Here is a 15,530-nt window from a genome sequence, read left to right as displayed (position 1 = left end):
TTAAGCGTAATAAAAAGCCGCTGTGACAGCGGCTTCGGGGTTACTTCGTTAAGCTTTTTGTGATGTAGTCGAGCTGGCCTTCAAGTGAGATCGGGTCTGAGAAATAGAAGCCGATCGGATCAATGCGGTAGACATGGTTTTGTTTGACGGCATCGAGGTTCTTCCAGATTGAGCTGTCAAGCACGCCTTTCTCGTCACCGCCGGCCTGCCATGGCCCCATAAAGATGTAGTCTCCCGCAAAGTCAGGCAGTTTCTCGAGTGAAATGCTGGCGTAGCCCGGCCCTTGATTAATGGCTTTTTCCTGCGTCAGTTTTGTGGCCTTCAGCCCGAGTTTGTCATAAATAATGCTTCCGCCGCGGCCGAAGTCTTTACCGAATACATAGATGTCTTTTCCGTTTGTCTGCATGATGGAGATGGTTTTTGAGCCGACCGCTTTTTGAACCTTTGTTTTAGCGGCAGTGGTTTTTTTATCCCATTCAGCCAGCCATTTGTCTGCTTTATCTTCAGTGCCTGTCATTTTCGCAAACTCTTTGAATTGATCAATGTTGCTGAGCTTGTCATATTTAATGGCGATGGTCGGCGCGATTTTTTCCAGTTTTTCAATGTCGGCGCCTTGTGTCGTCCAGACAACGATTAAATCCGGCTTTAAGTCAATGATTTTTTCAACGGACGTGCCGTCGCCGATGTTTGTGACACCTTTTGTTTTCCCTTTGTAATAAGGGTTTTTAAATACGTTTTGCGGCGCGCCGACAACATTGATGCCGAGCTGTTTGAAGTCGCCGTAGTAGCCGTCAGCCATGACGACGACCCGTTTCGGGTGCTTCGGAATTTTAATATGGCCGTTTTCGGCTTTATACGTGATGGTTTCTTCTTTTTCAGAAGAACCTTTCGTGTCTGAAGAATTGCCGCATGCGGCCAAAGCGGTGATGAGCAGCATGGCAATCAGCGCTGCGCCGATTTTCTTGTATGTATGGAACATCTGACATTCCTTCTTTCATAAAAATTAGTGATAAAGAGAATCATTATCAGTGTGATTATATCACTGCTTTCATAGAGAAGCACGCTCTTTTTTAAGAAAAACTTTCTTTTTTTATATGAAATTAGGTCTATTAAAAGAGAAGATAAAAGTGCTATACTGAAACAAGTCATTGATAATCATTATCATTACCATTCTTGTTTTGAGAAAGGAAGAACGAGTGTTGGGTCTATTGAAAAAGAAACAGACAATGACGGCTCAAGGGGCATCAGGGAGTGAAATCCAGTGGACGGCGCGTTCATTCAGAGCGGCTGTGCTGCTGTGTGCCGGTATTGCGGTTTTATTGATCGGCGCCGCTCTGTCTGTTTCCATCGGAGCTGCCGATATTCATCTGCGGACGGTGTGGGATGCTCTCTTTCACTTTCAGCCGCAAAATACATCTCATCAAATCATACGCGATCTGAGGCTGCCGAGAACCGCCGCCGCCGCGCTCGTCGGGGCTTTTTTAGCTGTGTCCGGGGCGATTATGCAGGGGCTGACGCGGAACCCGCTTGCTGAGCCTTCCATTATGGGCGTGACGTCGGGGTCAGGATTTGCGATCGCATTGGCATTTGCTTTTTTTCCGGGTCTGTCTGCGGCGGGACTTGTTTTGTGGTCCTTTGCGGGAGCGGGAATCGGAGCGCTTATTGTGTTTGGCATCGGCCTGTTTTCAAAAGGCGGGCTGACACCGGTGAAGCTCGCGCTGGCCGGTACGGCAGTCGGCTATTTCTTAACGGGGCTTTCAAGCGCGATTGCGATCCGTTTTGATGTCGCCCAGGATGTGAAGTTCTGGTATGCCGGAGGAGTTGCTTCCGTGAAATGGGAAGGCGTGCAGCTGCTGTTGGCGGCCGGTGTTATCGGACTATTGCTGGCATTTCTGATTGCGCGCTCAGTGACGGTGCTGAGCTTGGGTGAGGAACTGGCCAAAGGGCTCGGGCAGTACACATCGCTTGTGAAAGTAATCGGAATGTTTGTCGTTGTCCTCTTGACGGGGGCTTCAGTCTCAGTCGCCGGAGCCATTTCTTTTATCGGCTTGGTGATTCCGCATATCACCCGATTTTTAGTCGGGGTAGATTACAGGTGGATCATTCCTTGTTCGGCGGTATTCGGCGCCGTTCTGTTAGTCTTCAGTGATATTGCCGCAAGACTCGTCAATGCGCCGTTTGAAACACCGGTCGGCGCTTTAACCGCCCTTATCGGCGTTCCCTTTTTCTTTTATTTGGCGCGCAGGGAAAGGAGAGGGCTGTAATGAATGTAAAATCGAAAAAACCGCTGGCGGTCATGGCCGTTACGTTTGTGCTCATATGCATCGTCTTTTTTATCAGCTTAAACATGGGTGTGATCCGGATTGCGCCACTTGATACGATGCGTGTCTTTTTCGGACAGGGGGATGCCCGGGATCAGCTCGTTTTATTTGAATTCAGACTGCCGCGTATGGTGCTGTCATTGCTTGTCGGCGCAGGAATCGCGGTTTCAGGCGCGATTTTTCAAAGCGTGTCTCAAAATGACTTGGCGGAGCCGGGCATTCTCGGCATTAACGCCGGGGCGTCTTTGGCGGTCGTTCTGTTTATCTTCTTTTTCCAAGGGTCAGCTGTTGATCTAAGCATGGCCAGTACATGGCTGCTTCCAGTGAGCGCTTTGGCGGGAGCTTTTCTGGCTGCGCTGCTCATCTATGTGCTGGCTTGGAAAAAAGGCGTTTCACCTGTCCGGCTCGTTTTGGTCGGAATCGGCGTCAATGCGGGGTTTAATGCGCTTCTCTTGATTTTTCAGCTGAAAATGGACCCGCGGGATTTCATGCAGGCGCTTGTATGGATTTCCGGTTCGATTTGGAACGCCAATTGGAAAATGGTGCTGTCCATTTTGCCGTGGCTGCTGGTTCTTTTACCGTTCAGCCTCTATAAAGCCAGGTATTTAAATGTGCTCCAGCTCGGTGATCAGCTGGCGGCGGGGCTTGGCACCCGGGTTGAAAAGGAGCGGCGCGTTCTGCTGATGTCCGCCGTTGCCCTGACCGCGTCATGTGTTGCGGCAGCCGGCGGAATCGCTTTTCTCGGACTCATTGCGCCGCATTTGGCCAGAAGGCTTACCGGGCCGCGCCACCAGACGCTTATCCCGGTTTCAGCTTTGATCGGAGCATTTTTATTTCTGCTTGCCGATACGCTGGCGAGAAATGTGCTTGCACCGTCCGAAGTTCCCGTCGGCCTGGTGATTTCCGTGCTCGGAGCGCCGTATTTTGTATATTTGCTGATGAAAACGAAATAGAGGAAGGAGACTGCCGCGATGAACTCATTATCGGCGGAACAGCTTACTGTCGGTTATGGCGACCGTTTGATAGCGAAAGAATTGGATATCGCCATCCCGAAAGGAAAAATTACAACGCTGATCGGTCCGAACGGCTGCGGAAAATCGACGGTTCTCAAAACGATGTCAAGAATCATGAAACCGAAATCCGGCGCCGTCTATTTAAACGGACAGGCGATCATGCAAAAATCCACGAAGGACATCGCCAAGGAAATGGCAATTCTTCCGCAGACGCCTGAAGCGCCGAGCGGGCTGACGGTGTACGAACTTGTTTCTTACGGCAGGTTTCCGCATCAGTCCGGAATGGGCCGCTTGAGTGATAAAGACCGTGACATGATCAAATGGGCGCTTGAAGAGACGGGGATGGCCGAATTTTACGACCGGCCGATCGAAGCGCTTTCCGGGGGCCAGCGGCAGCGTGTGTGGATCGCCATGGCGCTCGCTCAAGAAACGGAGCTGCTGCTTCTTGATGAACCGACCACTTATTTAGATCTCGCCCATCAGCTTGAAATTTTGCAGCTGCTGGACAAATTAAACAAGGAGCAGGGCCGCACCATTTTAATGGTCATTCACGATCTGAACCATGCCGCCCGTTTTTCCCATTACATGATCGCCTTGAAAAAAGGGCGCATCATCAAGGAAGGAACGGCGGAGGAAGTCATGACTCCCGGCATATTGGAAGACGTGTTTCAAATTGACGCGCAGATTGTAAAAGATCCGCGCACGAACAAACCGGTCTGCTTAACCTACGATTTAATCCGGCATGAAAACGCAACGGTAAGATGAAAAAAAACGCAGAGCCATTCCGGCCTGCGTTTTTTTATTGCGCCCGGGTCTGCTTTTGTCCGGAGACGCATTTATCCAAAACGAAAAAAACCCCCGCCACAATCAGCTCCTCCGTCGTTGACAGCCAAATCTTTTCAATCAGTTTATCCGTCGTATACGCGGTCATCCAGAGGAACAGCAGCTGAACGGTGCTGGCTAAAAGGAGAAAAGGCAGCCTGCCCGTCCCAAAAAAGGTAAAGCTATGTATCATCAGCCGTTCAAGCGGTTCAAAACATAAACCGAGAAGAATAAAAAGCACGGAAAAAAGCAGGACGTACGCCATCGATCCGTAGCTCGTCCCGGCTAATGAAAATACGGCCATCATCACGATGAAATACCCGAATAATACGGCAGCGGCTGCCAGGGCATACCGGAGCACCTGAAGAAATAACATTTTCGTCCCGTTTTGATTGATCATCTGTTCAGCTCCTTTTCACACAGAGGAGACTTGCAGAGACGGAACTCTGCAAGTCGGTGTGTGTCTTCAGCATTTCTTTTTGACGACAGGGTGTTTCTCTTTCGAAAGAATATCCGTAAAGTCTTTGCCCAGATCCAGATGCTGCTGGACGAATTTCTCAGGAAGCATGGCAAGCCATTGGTTCAGGGACACATCGGCATAGTGGTCATCCTTGAAGATTTCCAGGAAGACGAGCGGCTCATCCCCCAAATTCTCCACATAGTGGCCCATTGCGAACGGAACGTAACCGACATCCCCGGCCTGATAGTTAAATGTTCTTGCATGGCCGTCCGATGCAAAAACCGTCATCCGCCCTTTACCGGAAATATAATACTGCCATTCATGCGTATTCGGATGCCAGTGCAGCTCTCTCATTGCGCCCGGTTCGACCACGACAAGCGCTGAAGCGATCGTTTTGGACACTTTGAAGTTTGTGGAATCCGCGATATATACTTTGCCGCCGTCCGTCTCAGCAGTCGGACCTTCATCCAGCAGGCGGTAAGTGAACGGATAAGGCACTTCGCCGTTCGGGCCTTCCACAATGTCATCTTTCAGCTTCCCGGGAACCGGCTCTTCAAAGATATATTTTTCTTTCCCGGGCAGGCCGGCGAGGTCTTTTTCTGAAACCCCGAAGTTGTTGGCGATGACATCAAGCGGCGTGTGGGCAAGCCAGTCAGTCACTTGGAATGTGCTGTTTTCTGAGAAGGAACCGTCATCAAACACCAAGAGGAATTCACAGCCTTCTTTCAGCGCCTGAATGGAGTGCGGCAGGCCTGACGGGAAGTACCACAGATCTCCTTCCTTCACGTCATCGATAAAACTGCGTCCCTGTTCATCAACGATCGTGACCCGCGCTTTGCCCGTCAGCATATATGCCCATTCGGCTTCTTTATGCCAGTGCAGTTCACGGATGGCGCCCGGTTTTAAACGCATGTTGACAGATGCCAGATTTTCAGAAATCGGCAGCTCGCGAACGGTCACCTCACGCGCGTACCCGCCCTTTTCCAGCCGATTATGCACATCTGAGAAAGAGAATTTCATATTATCCACTGTGCCGTGATCCGTTTCCGGCGGCGTCAGCATATCCGGATTTTGGCGGTCTCTTTCAAGATTGCGCGGAATCGTGACGGTCGCCCCTTTGTCTCCTCTGATCGGCTGCGGGATATTGCAGTTGTTTTCTTTTAACATGTAAATCGTCTCCTCTCAAGCTTTGTTTTTTCAGAAAGAGAATGTGAAAGGCCTTTCGTTTTCCCTTCTGCTTTGTTAAGTGATGCGTTCCGATGAAAAGTCAACTTCGTGTGAAAATTAATTTTTCATTTTCTGCTCTTTCAGTTCCGTCATCAGTTCGATCAGGGCGTCAAACTTCTTCTCAAACCGTGTGAGAAGATACATGGCAATCAGAGCCGGAAAGCCGAGATTGCCGATCTGTCTGACCGCTTCTTCTATAAAAACCTGATCCATCACCAGCCACCTCCTGACTTGACCTGCAGTCATGTATATAAGTGAAAGAAAGAACGGCTCCTGTAAACCTGATATCCCGGTTGAGGGTCTTTTTTTTGTTCCGGCAAATCCGGGACATAAGGAATGCGGAATCTTAGTCGGAAAGGAGTAGTTTACTTTTTTTTGCTTTCTTTCATTTAATTTAAATAGGGGGCGGTTTTATGGACTATCAAGTTCTTTTACGGTCAAAATGCAAGGAAATTATGAAACATCCGATCGTTAAACATTTTTTAAGTGACCCAAAGCATTACGAGAAATTTAAAAATGTGCTGGAACATTCAGACGAGAAGGATGCAAAATCACTGGACGATCATTTTAAACAGTTTTATAAGGAAATCCGGATCATCAAATATATGAACTCTATGATCCGGATTTTCTCCATCGATTTTGACAAGCGCATCCGTAAAAATCAGAAGCGCTATCCGCTGACGGTGGATCAGCCGGAGGGAGGTGAAGCGCTTCCCTATGAAATGGGAAAAGACGCGTATGAAGAGTTTCTGCGGAAGCAGGGAGATTTGAGCCAGCATGTCCAAAACCGTGATTTATACGAAGCGCTTCAGACGTTAACCGATAAACAAAAAAGCGTGCTGACGAATATTTATCTTCACGGAGCGACGATGAAAGAGATTGCCGAGTCGCTGGGTGAATCACGGCAGAACATTTCCAATATTCATAAAAAAGGGCTCGACAATCTCAGAAAGCAGCTGGACAAGCAAAAAAAGGGGGAAAATAAGCAGTGAACGGGCCATTTGACTTCAACAAAGAGAACACAGATACCGACGAAATGGAACTTTTGATTTCGCGTTTTTCGCCAATGATAAAAAAAAAACTGAGCAATACATCATACCAGGAAAGAGAAGACCTTGAACAAGAATTGAAGATTAAAATAGTTGAAAAAGCGGACATGCTGTTATGCCAGGAAGTGCCGGGTTTTTGGGAATTTATTCTTCATCTTATAAATGAAAGCTCCTGACAAAAGCGGCGGAATGATGGATATTCTGCTCTGACAACGTGAGAAAAACGAGAAGAGATGTCCGGTCTCGTTTTTCTTTTCTGTTTCCCCGCAAGACCTCCGCACTAAAAAAGTACCAAATCTTATCCATATAATGATATGATGAAAAAAACAAAGAGAAAGGAACGTCCAAGGTGGAAAATGCGTCAATTTTAATTGTAGACGATGAGAAGGCGATCGTTGATATGGTCAAACGCGTTCTCGTCAAAGAAGGCTATCACAACATTAAGACAGCCGGAAGCGCTGAGGAAGCGATTGAGTTTGTTAAACATGAATCCGCGGATCTGCTCGTGCTGGATGTGATGATGGAAGGCATGTCCGGTTTTGAAGCATGCACCGAAATCCGGAACTATACCGACGCTCCGATCTTTTTTCTGACTGCCCGTTCTTCTGATGCGGATAAGCTGTCAGGATTTGCATTGGGAGCTGACGATTATATAACAAAGCCGTTTAATCCGCTCGAATTGGCGGCGCGGATCAGAGCGACGTTAAAGAGAACCTATAAGCGCGAAGAGAAAGCGGCGGTAAAAACGTATTCATACAGCCATTTTTCCTATTCGCCGCAAAACGCCGAGCTGATCGTCGGGGGCGAGCCCGTCAGCTGCTCCGCACAGCTTCTGCAATTGCTTCAATATTTCTGTGAACACCCTGATGTGGTGCTCTCAAAAGATCAGATCTATGAAAAAGTGTGGGGATATCCGTCTTACGGCGATAACAACACCGTCATGGTGCATATCCGCAAGCTCAGAGAAAAGATTGAAAAAGACCCCAGCAATCCGTCTTATATTGTAACGGTGCGCGGCCTCGGCTATCGGTTTATTCCCGATCAAGGAGAAAAAGGAACCCGCTCATGAGAATGCGCGGAAAATTTCTGCTCCACTTTTTCGGACAGCTTCTGCTTGTCATCCTGCTGATGTCCGTTTTGGCCGTCGCTTCTTTCTTCTATTTGGATTGGCGTTTCAGCGAAGCGGAAGCCAATGCGGGACTGACCAAAGCGACGGCAGACTCGTTTGAAGCGTGGCTTGATAAAAACGAAGACGGCACATGGGATGTCGATGAATTTTTAAAGATGTCGGTCAGAAAGCAGAAGGGCTGGCTGCAGATCATTAATGACAAAGAAAAAACGGACTACGCGTACAGAGTGCCGAAAGACGTCCCGAGCCATTACAGCAGAAAAGACCTCTTATCCATTTACCAGTACCGGAATTTTGACAACTACAAGCTGAATTACTGGACGGTCACGATAAATGATGAGACCTATTTGATTCTGTTCGGCTGGAAATCCGCCAGTGAGCAGCTTCTCACTTACATCGAATCACAGGAGCCATCCCTCGCTTCCCTTTCTCAATATAAAAAAAGCACGGTTGATTATATTAAACGGGAAAAAGGGGCGGTCTACCTTCTCGAAGACAGCGGCAGACTGCTCGGGGATATCAACAGCACGAAAAAAGAACGGAACACCGTCAATGAGCTTGAATTGCTGAAATACAGTTCCAAGCCGTGGAATTACAAACGGGAAATTTCTTTTAAAAGACTCGATAAAACGAAATGGATGGTCGCGTCGGTGCCGAACCCCGTGTACATCCCCGATCACGAGTTTAACAAATCATTTTTGAGAAATGTGATGAAAACCCTCTTCCTCTTGATCGGAATCCTGGTATTTATGATCTGCATCCTGACCATTTGGTACTCTTTCCGTTTCGGCTGGCCGCTGTTTCATACCATCAAATGGCTTGTCAATTTATCAAAGGGCCGGCTTGAAGAGCCGAAGAACCGCAAAGGACAGCCGGTCAGCAAAAACAAAAAAGGCAAAACAAAACAGCCGTTCCGCTTTTTCGCCGAGATTTTCGAATCGATGGATCAGCTGACCGACACGCTGAAGCGGGATAAGAAAAACAGAGAAAAAATCCAGGCGACAAGGGAAGAATGGATCGCCGGGCTGAGCCATGACTTAAAAACCCCGCTGAGCACGATTTACGGCTACAGCATGATGCTTGAATCGAAGCAATACGACTGGACACCGGAAGAAGTCAAAGAAATGGGGCAGATCGTCCGGGAAAAATCAGAATATATGTCGAAGCTGATTGAGGACTTAAACTTAACATACCGCCTCAAAAACGCGGCCCTCCCGATCGAACGGCGGCTGATCAACGTCGTGCCGTTTATCAGAAACGTCACGAACGATTTCACGAAAAACACGTTCTCGGAAGGCTATGACATCGCCTTTGAAACCAAAAAGGAAGACATTCTTTTCGCCATTGATGAAGCGTGGTTCCGCCGTATTCTGGAGAATCTGCTGGCAAACGCGGTTAAGCATAATAAGAAAGGGACCGCCATTCGGGTCGTGCTTGAAGAATCAGCCGAACAGCTCATTCTGAAGGTGAAAGATAACGGAAGAGGAATGGACGATGAAACGATTCACCAGCTGTTTAACCGTTATTACCGGGGAACGAATACGAAGGGGCCGTCAGAAGGAACTGGACTCGGGCTCGCCATTGCCAAAGAGCTGGTTCACCTTCATAACGGAACCATCCATGTCAACAGCAGAATCAGCGCCGGAACGGTGATTACGATTCTTTTTAAAAAAGATTGAGTTTGGACGCCGCTTTGTCGGGAATAACAATAGAAGACTGACAAGCAAAAGAGGTGTTCACACATGGAAGCAGCATTACGAGCAGATACGAGAGCAGTTATCGGAGAAGGCCCTTTATGGGATAAGGATAAGGAATGCCTGTACTGGGTGGATATACTGGGCAGCCAGCTCCATATCTTCACTCCGGCTGACGGAATCAACCGTTCCGTTAAATTCAAATCATTTGTCACGGCTCTGGCCTTGTATTCAAAAGAAGAGCTGGTGATGACGATGAAAGACGGGTTTTACCTGTACAATCTGCGGGAAGACACATTGACGAAGATGAAGCAGCCGAAAGACATGCGGGAAGATATCCGTTTCAATGACGCAAAATGCGACCCGTCCGGCAGATTATGGGCGGGAACGACGAGCATGGAAGGCAAAGAAGAGGAGGCTTCGCTGTACCGTCTGAATACGGACGGCAGCCTTGCCAAAATAAAAGACCAGGTCTCTACCTCGAACGGTTTGGATTGGGATCGGGACCGAAACCTGATGTACTATATTGATACTCCGACGCAGGAAATCGTTTGTTATGCATATTATCCTGAAACCGGAGCCGTATCAGATCCGAAAACGGTCTACCGCTTTCCGGAGTCGCAAGGATCTCCCGACGGAATGACCATTGACCGTGACGGAATGCTGTGGGTGGCTCTGTTCGGAGGCGGCCGTGCCGTCCGGATTGACCCGTTTTTGCATAAGGAAATTGCATCTATCGAAGTTCCGGCGAAATACGTCACCTGCTGCGCGTTCGGAGGCAGAGATTTGAACACGTTATACATTACGACCGCGACGGAAAAATTGACGGAAGCCGAAAGACTTGAGCAGCCGCATGCGGGCGGCCTGTTTTCAGCAGAGCTTGAGACGGGCGGCTGGGAGCCGGTTCCGTTTGCAGGCATGATGTAAAAAAAAGCCCTGGCATATGGGGAAGTTCCCATTGTGCCGGGCTTTTTTGTGTTAAATGGAGCGGATGATGCCGCCTTCAACCCGCTGTGCGGTGCCGTTAATGGCAGAAGCAGCTGATGAAGCGAGAAATACAATCGTATTGGCGACTTCTTCCGGGGTTGCATAGCGCTGAATCAAAGATGTCGGTTCATTCACTTTAAAATAATCCCGGACGAAGCTGTCCGTGTCTTCTCCGGCAGCCTTTGCGGCTCCTTCCATGTAAGAAGCGACGCCTTCGGTCCATGTCGGTCCCGGCAGCACGGAGTTGACCGTGACATTTGTGCCTTTCGTCATTTCCGCCATTCCCCGGGACAAGCTGATTAACGCCGTTTTCGTCATTGAATACGGAATCATTTGCGCAAGCGGTTTGACTCCGGCTTCACTGGAAATGTTCAAAATCCGTCCGCTGTTTCTTTCAAGCATTTGCGGCAGAAAACGCCGGCACAGGCGCACGGCGCTCATAACATTCACTTCAAAATACCGAGTCCATTCATCATCAGACACCTCAGCGAAGTCCTTTACTTCAAAAAAACCGAGATTATTGACGAGAACATCGACTTCCCCGATTCCGCCGGCGCGCTTGATCAAGTCATCCGCCTCATCCTGACGCGATAAATCCGCAGCGATGCCGTGAACCGTTCCGTAAGCGGAAAGCTCCTCAACCGTCCGTTCCACGGTTTCTTTTTTTCTTCCGTTTACAATCACCTCGGCGCCTTCGGCTAAAAAGCTTTTTGCCGCGGCTTTTCCGATCCCTGAAGTTGATCCTGTAATCAACACGAGCTTTCGTTCAAGCTGTAATTCCATGATAATCCTCCTTTTTACACCATTGTGTAACAGTATACATGATGAATTTTAGTGTGTACGAACAATTTGCTTTCATGCAAAAAGGGCGGATATACAAGCCTTAAAGACTTATAGTATAATTACTGCGAAAAAAGGATACGAATGTCAAAGAGACAATCGTTTACCATAATCAGGGGGAGTTAAAAGAATGAAGAAGATCACTGCCGTCTGGGCGGCGCTCTTGGTCACCGCCTTTGTGATCGCCGGCTGTTCCGGCGCACAGGGAGAAGGAAGCGCGGCCAAACAAAAAGCCGTCTCAACCGAAGCATTCCCGGTAACCATTAAGGATGCCGCGAACGAAAAAGTAACCATAAAGCAGGCACCGGAAAAAATCGTTTCCCTCATGCCGAGCAATACGGAAATTACATACGCGCTCGGACTGGGAGATAAGGTCGCAGGCGTCACGACAAATGATACATATCCGAAAGAAGCCGTAAAAAAACCGAAAGTCGGAGATATGAATGTGAACGCTGAAAAAGTCATCGCGCTGAAGCCGGATCTCGTGCTTGCCCACGCGTCCTCTATGTCCGCTTCCGCCGATGCGATGAAGCAGCTGAAAGATGCGGGCATCACCGTCTTAACGGTCAATGATGCGCAATCGTTCCAAGATGTGTACAAATCAATCAGCATGATCGGAAAAGCGGCCGGCAAAGAAAAGCAGGCGGATCAGCTGATCCAATCGATGAAATCCGACCTTTCCGGCATAGAAAAGAAAGCGGCTGCCATTTCTGAAAAAGACGAAAAGAAAGTATTCGTCGAAGTGTCTCCTGACGGCTACACGACGGGGAAAGGCACGTTTATGAACGAAATGCTTGAAGATATACATGCGAAAAACGCCGCCGGCAGCCAGACCGGCTGGGTGCAGCTGACGGATGAAGCGATTGTCAAAATGAATCCGGACGTCATCATTACGACAGACGGCGTAAAGGCCGCTGAAGTGGAAAAACGCGCCGGCTGGGGTGCCGTCAATGCGGTCAAACACCACAATGTCTATTCTGTTGATCCTGACCTTGTCACACGCTCAGGCCCGCGCCTTGTCAAAGGGGTCGAGAAGCTTGCAGAAAGCGTTTATCCTGAAACGTTTAAAAAGTAACCGCCCGCTGGCCTACACGGTCAGCCTGCTGTTTTTAGCCGTTTGTACGGCACTCGGCATTTCAATCGGCAGTCTGCATATTCCTTTATCCGACGTTTTTTGGATCGGGATCGGCCGGACATCCTCTGTTGATCCCATGAATGTAAATATTATGATCAATATCCGCCTGCCGAGAGTCGTTCTGGCCGCTCTGGTCGGAGCCGCGTTATCCATTGCGGGGGCGGCGTTTCAGGGACTTCTGAAAAATCCGCTCGCCGATCCTTATACACTCGGGGTATCTTCGGGAGCCTCGGCGGGAGCTGTTATCACCTTGTTTTTCGGCATTCAGATTCCCGTCATCGGCCGGTTCACACTTCCGGTTGTCAGCATCGCCGCTGCCATTGCGGTTATGGCGGCGGTTCTGTTTTTCAGCCGCCTCGTTCATACGTCGATGTCGGTTTCGACGCTCATTTTGACAGGCATCATTATGAATTCTTTTCTCGGGGCTCTCATTTCGCTTGTGATTGCTTTAACGGGAAATGATCTGCTCCCGATTGTCCGCTGGCTGTTGGGAAGCGTGTCAATGAGGGGCTGGGGCTATGTCGCGCTGTTTCTGCCTTTTTTTCTGGCCGGGACGGCGCTTCTGCTTATCAATGGCAGAGAATTAAACATTATGACTTATGGAGAAGAAAAGGCAAGGCTGTTAGGCGTCAGTACGGGAAAAAGAAAACTGCTGATGATCGCCGCCGGATCTCTGCTGACGGGAGGCGCGGTTGCCGTCTCGGGGACGATCGGGTTTGTCGGCCTTGTCATTCCCCATGTGACTCGGCTTTTGTGGGGGACGGATCATCGCCATTTACTGCCGCTGTCAGCATTGACGGGCGCCGGATTTCTCATTTTGGCGGATTTGTTTTCCCGCACCGTCATTGAGCCTGTCGAATTGCCGATCGGCATTATGACGGCCTTGGCGGGATCGCCTGTTTTTGCCTTGATTCTGCTTCGCCAGCATCATGGAGGGAACCGCTTATGATCAGAGTGAGCAGCCTGTCCGGCGGGTACGGAGGCCGGATGATTGTAGAAGATGTCAGTTTTACCGCCGGAAAAGGTGAATTTGTCGGCATACTCGGTCCGAACGGCTCGGGAAAAACAACGCTGATGAAATTGCTGACGGGAATGCTCTCTCCCTCAAAGGGCGAGGTGCTCGTCGCAGGCAGGCCCGCGGGCAGATACAAGCCGCGTGAGCTTGCGAAAATTATGGCCGTTTTGCCGCAGCATACGGAGCAAGCTTTTACATTTACCGTTAAGGAAACAGTGTCCTTCGGCAGATACCCGTATCAAAAAGGACTCTTCAGACAGATGGATCAACATGACGAAGACATTGTCCGGGAAGCAATGGAAATGACGGGCATCGACCGATATGCGCAGCAATCCGTCCGCAATCTGAGCGGAGGGGAGCGGCAGCGCGTCTATCTGGCGCAGGCGCTGGCTCAGCAGCCTGAGGTGCTCTGTCTGGATGAGCCGACGACTTTTCTTGATCTCAAATATCAAAAAGACCTGCTTGATACGGTGAAGCGGCTGACGAGAGAAAGAGGCCTGACGGTCATCAGTATTTTTCACGACCTCAACGCCGCAAGCCAATATTGTGATCAGCTCCTGATGATGAAAAACGGACGCGCTTTTCCGAAGCAGCCGCCGGATCAGGCTTTGAAAAAAGAGACGATTGAAGACATTTACGGCATCACCGTCAGCGCTGTTGCCCTGCAATCGTCGCCGAAACCGCTGATCGCTTTCATGCCGGAAGCGCGGGAGGAAAGAGAGCCCGCCTGCGTTCCGTTCGCCTCTCTGATAAACAAAAGCGGAAATACCGTAACGCTTCATACAGAACGGCCTTTCAGAATGCTGTCAACCGCATCTGACGGCCCGGGCTTTTCGTGGAGCCGCCGGCTTTCCGGCTCAGCGGCAGCTGGTTTGATCTGCCGTACGTTTGATTCGGTTACGATAGCCGTGACTGCGCAGTATACCGTTTGGGTGCTGATCAGCGGACGTTTATCGGAACAGGGATTTGTTCGGCTGTTAACGGCAGCGGCTGAAGCGAGAATGCAGGCCCTTTCCGGCAGACAGGCAAAAGGCGACATTGTCATTTGTGCCTTGCAGACAGGAGAGACAATGGACGTCCCTCACGCGGAAAGAGCCGTCAGAAGAGGAACCGCGGCATGTGTAAAAGCGGCGGAAGAAGGAGGAATACAACGATGAAGCTGTATACGAAAACCGGCGATCAAGGACAGACAAGCCTGATCGGCGGCAGAACGGATAAAGACAGTCTGCGGGTTGAAAGCTACGGGACGATCGATGAGCTGAACAGCTTTATCGGGCTTGCGCTTGCGGAGCTAGATGATTGTGAGAATTGCGGTGATGTGAAAGCCGAACTCCGAAACATTCAGCATGAGCTGTTTGACTGCGGCGGCGACTTGGCGACGGTCACTGAACATAGAAACTATACATTAAGAGAGACATCTATTTCCGTATTGGAAGACTGCATAGACCGTTACACGGCTGAAGCGCCCCCGCTTGAGAAATTTATTCTTCCGGGCGGGCATAAGGCGGCTGCTCAGCTTCATATCGCGCGGACCGTCACAAGACGGGCTGAGCGTCTCGTCGTGAAACTGGGCAAAACAGAAGAGATAAACGATACAGTGATGCGTTACTTGAACCGCCTGTCTGATTATTTTTTCGCGGCGGCAAGAGCAGTTAACGCAAGACAGGGCGTTCAGGATATAGAGTATGAAAGAAGCGCCGCGGTATTCCGTGATGATGAATAACGTTTTGTTCAGCCGGCAGCAGCAAGCCGGCTGTTTTTTATAGAGATATCCATCAATTGAACCTTTATTGACAGAAGGAAAATGTATCTTATGCATTATTGACTGAAAAATTAAA

17 protein-coding genes are annotated in these 15,530 nt (G+C 49.5%); 12 read left to right on the top strand and 5 right to left on the bottom strand.

From position 1 onward, the window contains the following. Nucleotides 1-40: 40 nt before the first annotated feature. Nucleotides 41-979: an iron-hydroxamate ABC transporter substrate-binding protein gene (locus OWN49_RS06165; protein ID WP_176283521.1), complete on the bottom strand. Its 939-nt coding sequence runs from the start codon at nt 977-979 to the stop codon at nt 41-43. Between the two features lie 247 nt (nt 980-1,226). Here OWN49_RS06165 and OWN49_RS06160 point away from each other — a divergent pair, with 247 nt between their 5' ends. Genes OWN49_RS06160 through OWN49_RS06150 form a run of 3 tightly spaced genes read left to right on the top strand, consistent with a single transcriptional unit; the run spans nt 1,227 to nt 4,099 of the window. After that, nucleotides 1,227-2,264 (top strand): FecCD family ABC transporter permease, encoded by a 1,038-nt coding sequence (locus OWN49_RS06160; RefSeq protein WP_172401312.1) that lies wholly within the window; start codon nt 1,227-1,229, stop codon nt 2,262-2,264. Beyond that, on the top strand, nt 2,264-3,274 hold the full coding sequence (locus tag OWN49_RS06155) for a FecCD family ABC transporter permease (protein WP_025853867.1): 1,011 nt from the start codon (nt 2,264-2,266) through the stop codon (nt 3,272-3,274). The genes OWN49_RS06160 and OWN49_RS06155 overlap by 1 nt, the downstream gene beginning before the upstream one ends. 18 nt (nt 3,275-3,292) lie before the next feature. After that, nucleotides 3,293-4,099, top strand: coding sequence for an ABC transporter ATP-binding protein (locus OWN49_RS06150; RefSeq protein WP_060674102.1), 807 nt, complete (start codon nt 3,293-3,295; stop codon nt 4,097-4,099). A gap of 34 nt (nt 4,100-4,133) precedes the next feature. Here the strand turns inward: OWN49_RS06150 and OWN49_RS06145 are convergent, their stop codons facing one another. From OWN49_RS06145 to OWN49_RS06135, 3 genes are all read right to left on the bottom strand, one after another. After that, nucleotides 4,134-4,556, bottom strand: coding sequence for a YrvL family regulatory protein (locus OWN49_RS06145; RefSeq protein WP_077722825.1), 423 nt, complete (start codon nt 4,554-4,556; stop codon nt 4,134-4,136). Nucleotides 4,557-4,622: 66 nt separating this feature from the next. Continuing rightward, entirely contained in the window at nt 4,623-5,783 is a 1,161-nt protein-coding gene (locus tag OWN49_RS06140; RefSeq protein ID WP_077722824.1) for an oxalate decarboxylase family bicupin, read from the bottom strand. A 117-nt stretch (nt 5,784-5,900) separates the two neighbouring features. Then, a complete protein-coding gene (locus tag OWN49_RS06135; protein WP_003151774.1) occupies nt 5,901-6,056 on the bottom strand; it encodes a YvrJ family protein in 156 nt (51 codons plus the stop codon). Nucleotides 6,057-6,298: 242 nt separating this feature from the next. Between OWN49_RS06135 and OWN49_RS06130 the strand changes: the two genes are divergently transcribed. The 5 genes from OWN49_RS06130 to OWN49_RS06110 all read left to right on the top strand — a co-directional run bounded on the left by OWN49_RS06130 (nt 6,299) and on the right by OWN49_RS06110 (nt 10,642). Continuing rightward, entirely contained in the window at nt 6,299-6,835 is a 537-nt protein-coding gene (locus OWN49_RS06130) for a sigma-70 family RNA polymerase sigma factor (RefSeq protein WP_087920805.1), read from the top strand. Continuing rightward, nucleotides 6,832-7,068: a sigma-O factor regulator RsoA gene (gene rsoA, locus OWN49_RS06125; protein WP_003151778.1), complete on the top strand. Its 237-nt coding sequence runs from the start codon at nt 6,832-6,834 to the stop codon at nt 7,066-7,068. The genes OWN49_RS06130 and rsoA overlap by 4 nt, the downstream gene beginning before the upstream one ends. A gap of 173 nt (nt 7,069-7,241) precedes the next feature. Next, complete coding sequence (locus OWN49_RS06120) at nt 7,242-7,961, top strand: response regulator transcription factor (protein ID WP_071392261.1); 720 nt, start codon at nt 7,242-7,244, stop codon at nt 7,959-7,961. Beyond that, nucleotides 7,958-9,700 carry a HAMP domain-containing sensor histidine kinase gene (locus OWN49_RS06115; protein ID WP_070082351.1) on the top strand — a complete coding sequence of 581 codons (1,743 nt, stop codon included), beginning with the start codon at nt 7,958-7,960 and terminating at the stop codon, nt 9,698-9,700. Before OWN49_RS06120 ends, OWN49_RS06115 begins: the two co-directional genes overlap by 4 nt. A 63-nt stretch (nt 9,701-9,763) precedes the next feature. Further along, a complete protein-coding gene (locus OWN49_RS06110; RefSeq protein WP_077722823.1) occupies nt 9,764-10,642 on the top strand; it encodes an SMP-30/gluconolactonase/LRE family protein in 879 nt (292 codons plus the stop codon). A 51-nt stretch (nt 10,643-10,693) separates the two neighbouring features. On the opposite strand, the gene OWN49_RS06105 is transcribed toward OWN49_RS06110, so the two are convergent. After that, nucleotides 10,694-11,485 (bottom strand): SDR family NAD(P)-dependent oxidoreductase, encoded by a 792-nt coding sequence (locus OWN49_RS06105; RefSeq protein WP_017418937.1) that lies wholly within the window; start codon nt 11,483-11,485, stop codon nt 10,694-10,696. Nucleotides 11,486-11,672: 187 nt separating this feature from the next. Between OWN49_RS06105 and OWN49_RS06100 the strand changes: the two genes are divergently transcribed. The 4 genes from OWN49_RS06100 to OWN49_RS06085 are packed head-to-tail and all read left to right on the top strand — an operon-like array spanning nt 11,673 to nt 15,415. Next, on the top strand, nt 11,673-12,617 hold the full coding sequence (locus OWN49_RS06100; protein ID WP_017418938.1) for an ABC transporter substrate-binding protein: 945 nt from the start codon (nt 11,673-11,675) through the stop codon (nt 12,615-12,617). Continuing rightward, complete coding sequence (locus OWN49_RS06095) at nt 12,580-13,626, top strand: FecCD family ABC transporter permease (protein ID WP_077722821.1); 1,047 nt, start codon at nt 12,580-12,582, stop codon at nt 13,624-13,626. Before OWN49_RS06100 ends, OWN49_RS06095 begins: the two co-directional genes overlap by 38 nt. After that, nucleotides 13,623-14,849, top strand: coding sequence for an ABC transporter ATP-binding protein (locus OWN49_RS06090; protein WP_077722820.1), 1,227 nt, complete (start codon nt 13,623-13,625; stop codon nt 14,847-14,849). The genes OWN49_RS06095 and OWN49_RS06090 overlap by 4 nt, the downstream gene beginning before the upstream one ends. Further along, the gene (locus OWN49_RS06085) at nt 14,846-15,415 is read left to right on the top strand and encodes a cob(I)yrinic acid a,c-diamide adenosyltransferase (protein ID WP_077722819.1); all 570 of its coding nucleotides are present in this window, start codon (nt 14,846-14,848) and stop codon (nt 15,413-15,415) included. The genes OWN49_RS06090 and OWN49_RS06085 overlap by 4 nt, the downstream gene beginning before the upstream one ends. The last annotated feature ends 115 nt before the right edge of the window (nt 15,416-15,530 follow it).

The sequence above is a fragment of the Bacillus sp. NEAU-242-2 genome, from assembly GCF_027853835.1.
GTDB classification, from domain to species: Bacteria; Bacillota; Bacilli; order Bacillales; family Bacillaceae; genus Bacillus; species Bacillus velezensis.
This window is presented reverse-complemented; position numbering and strand designations above follow the sequence as displayed.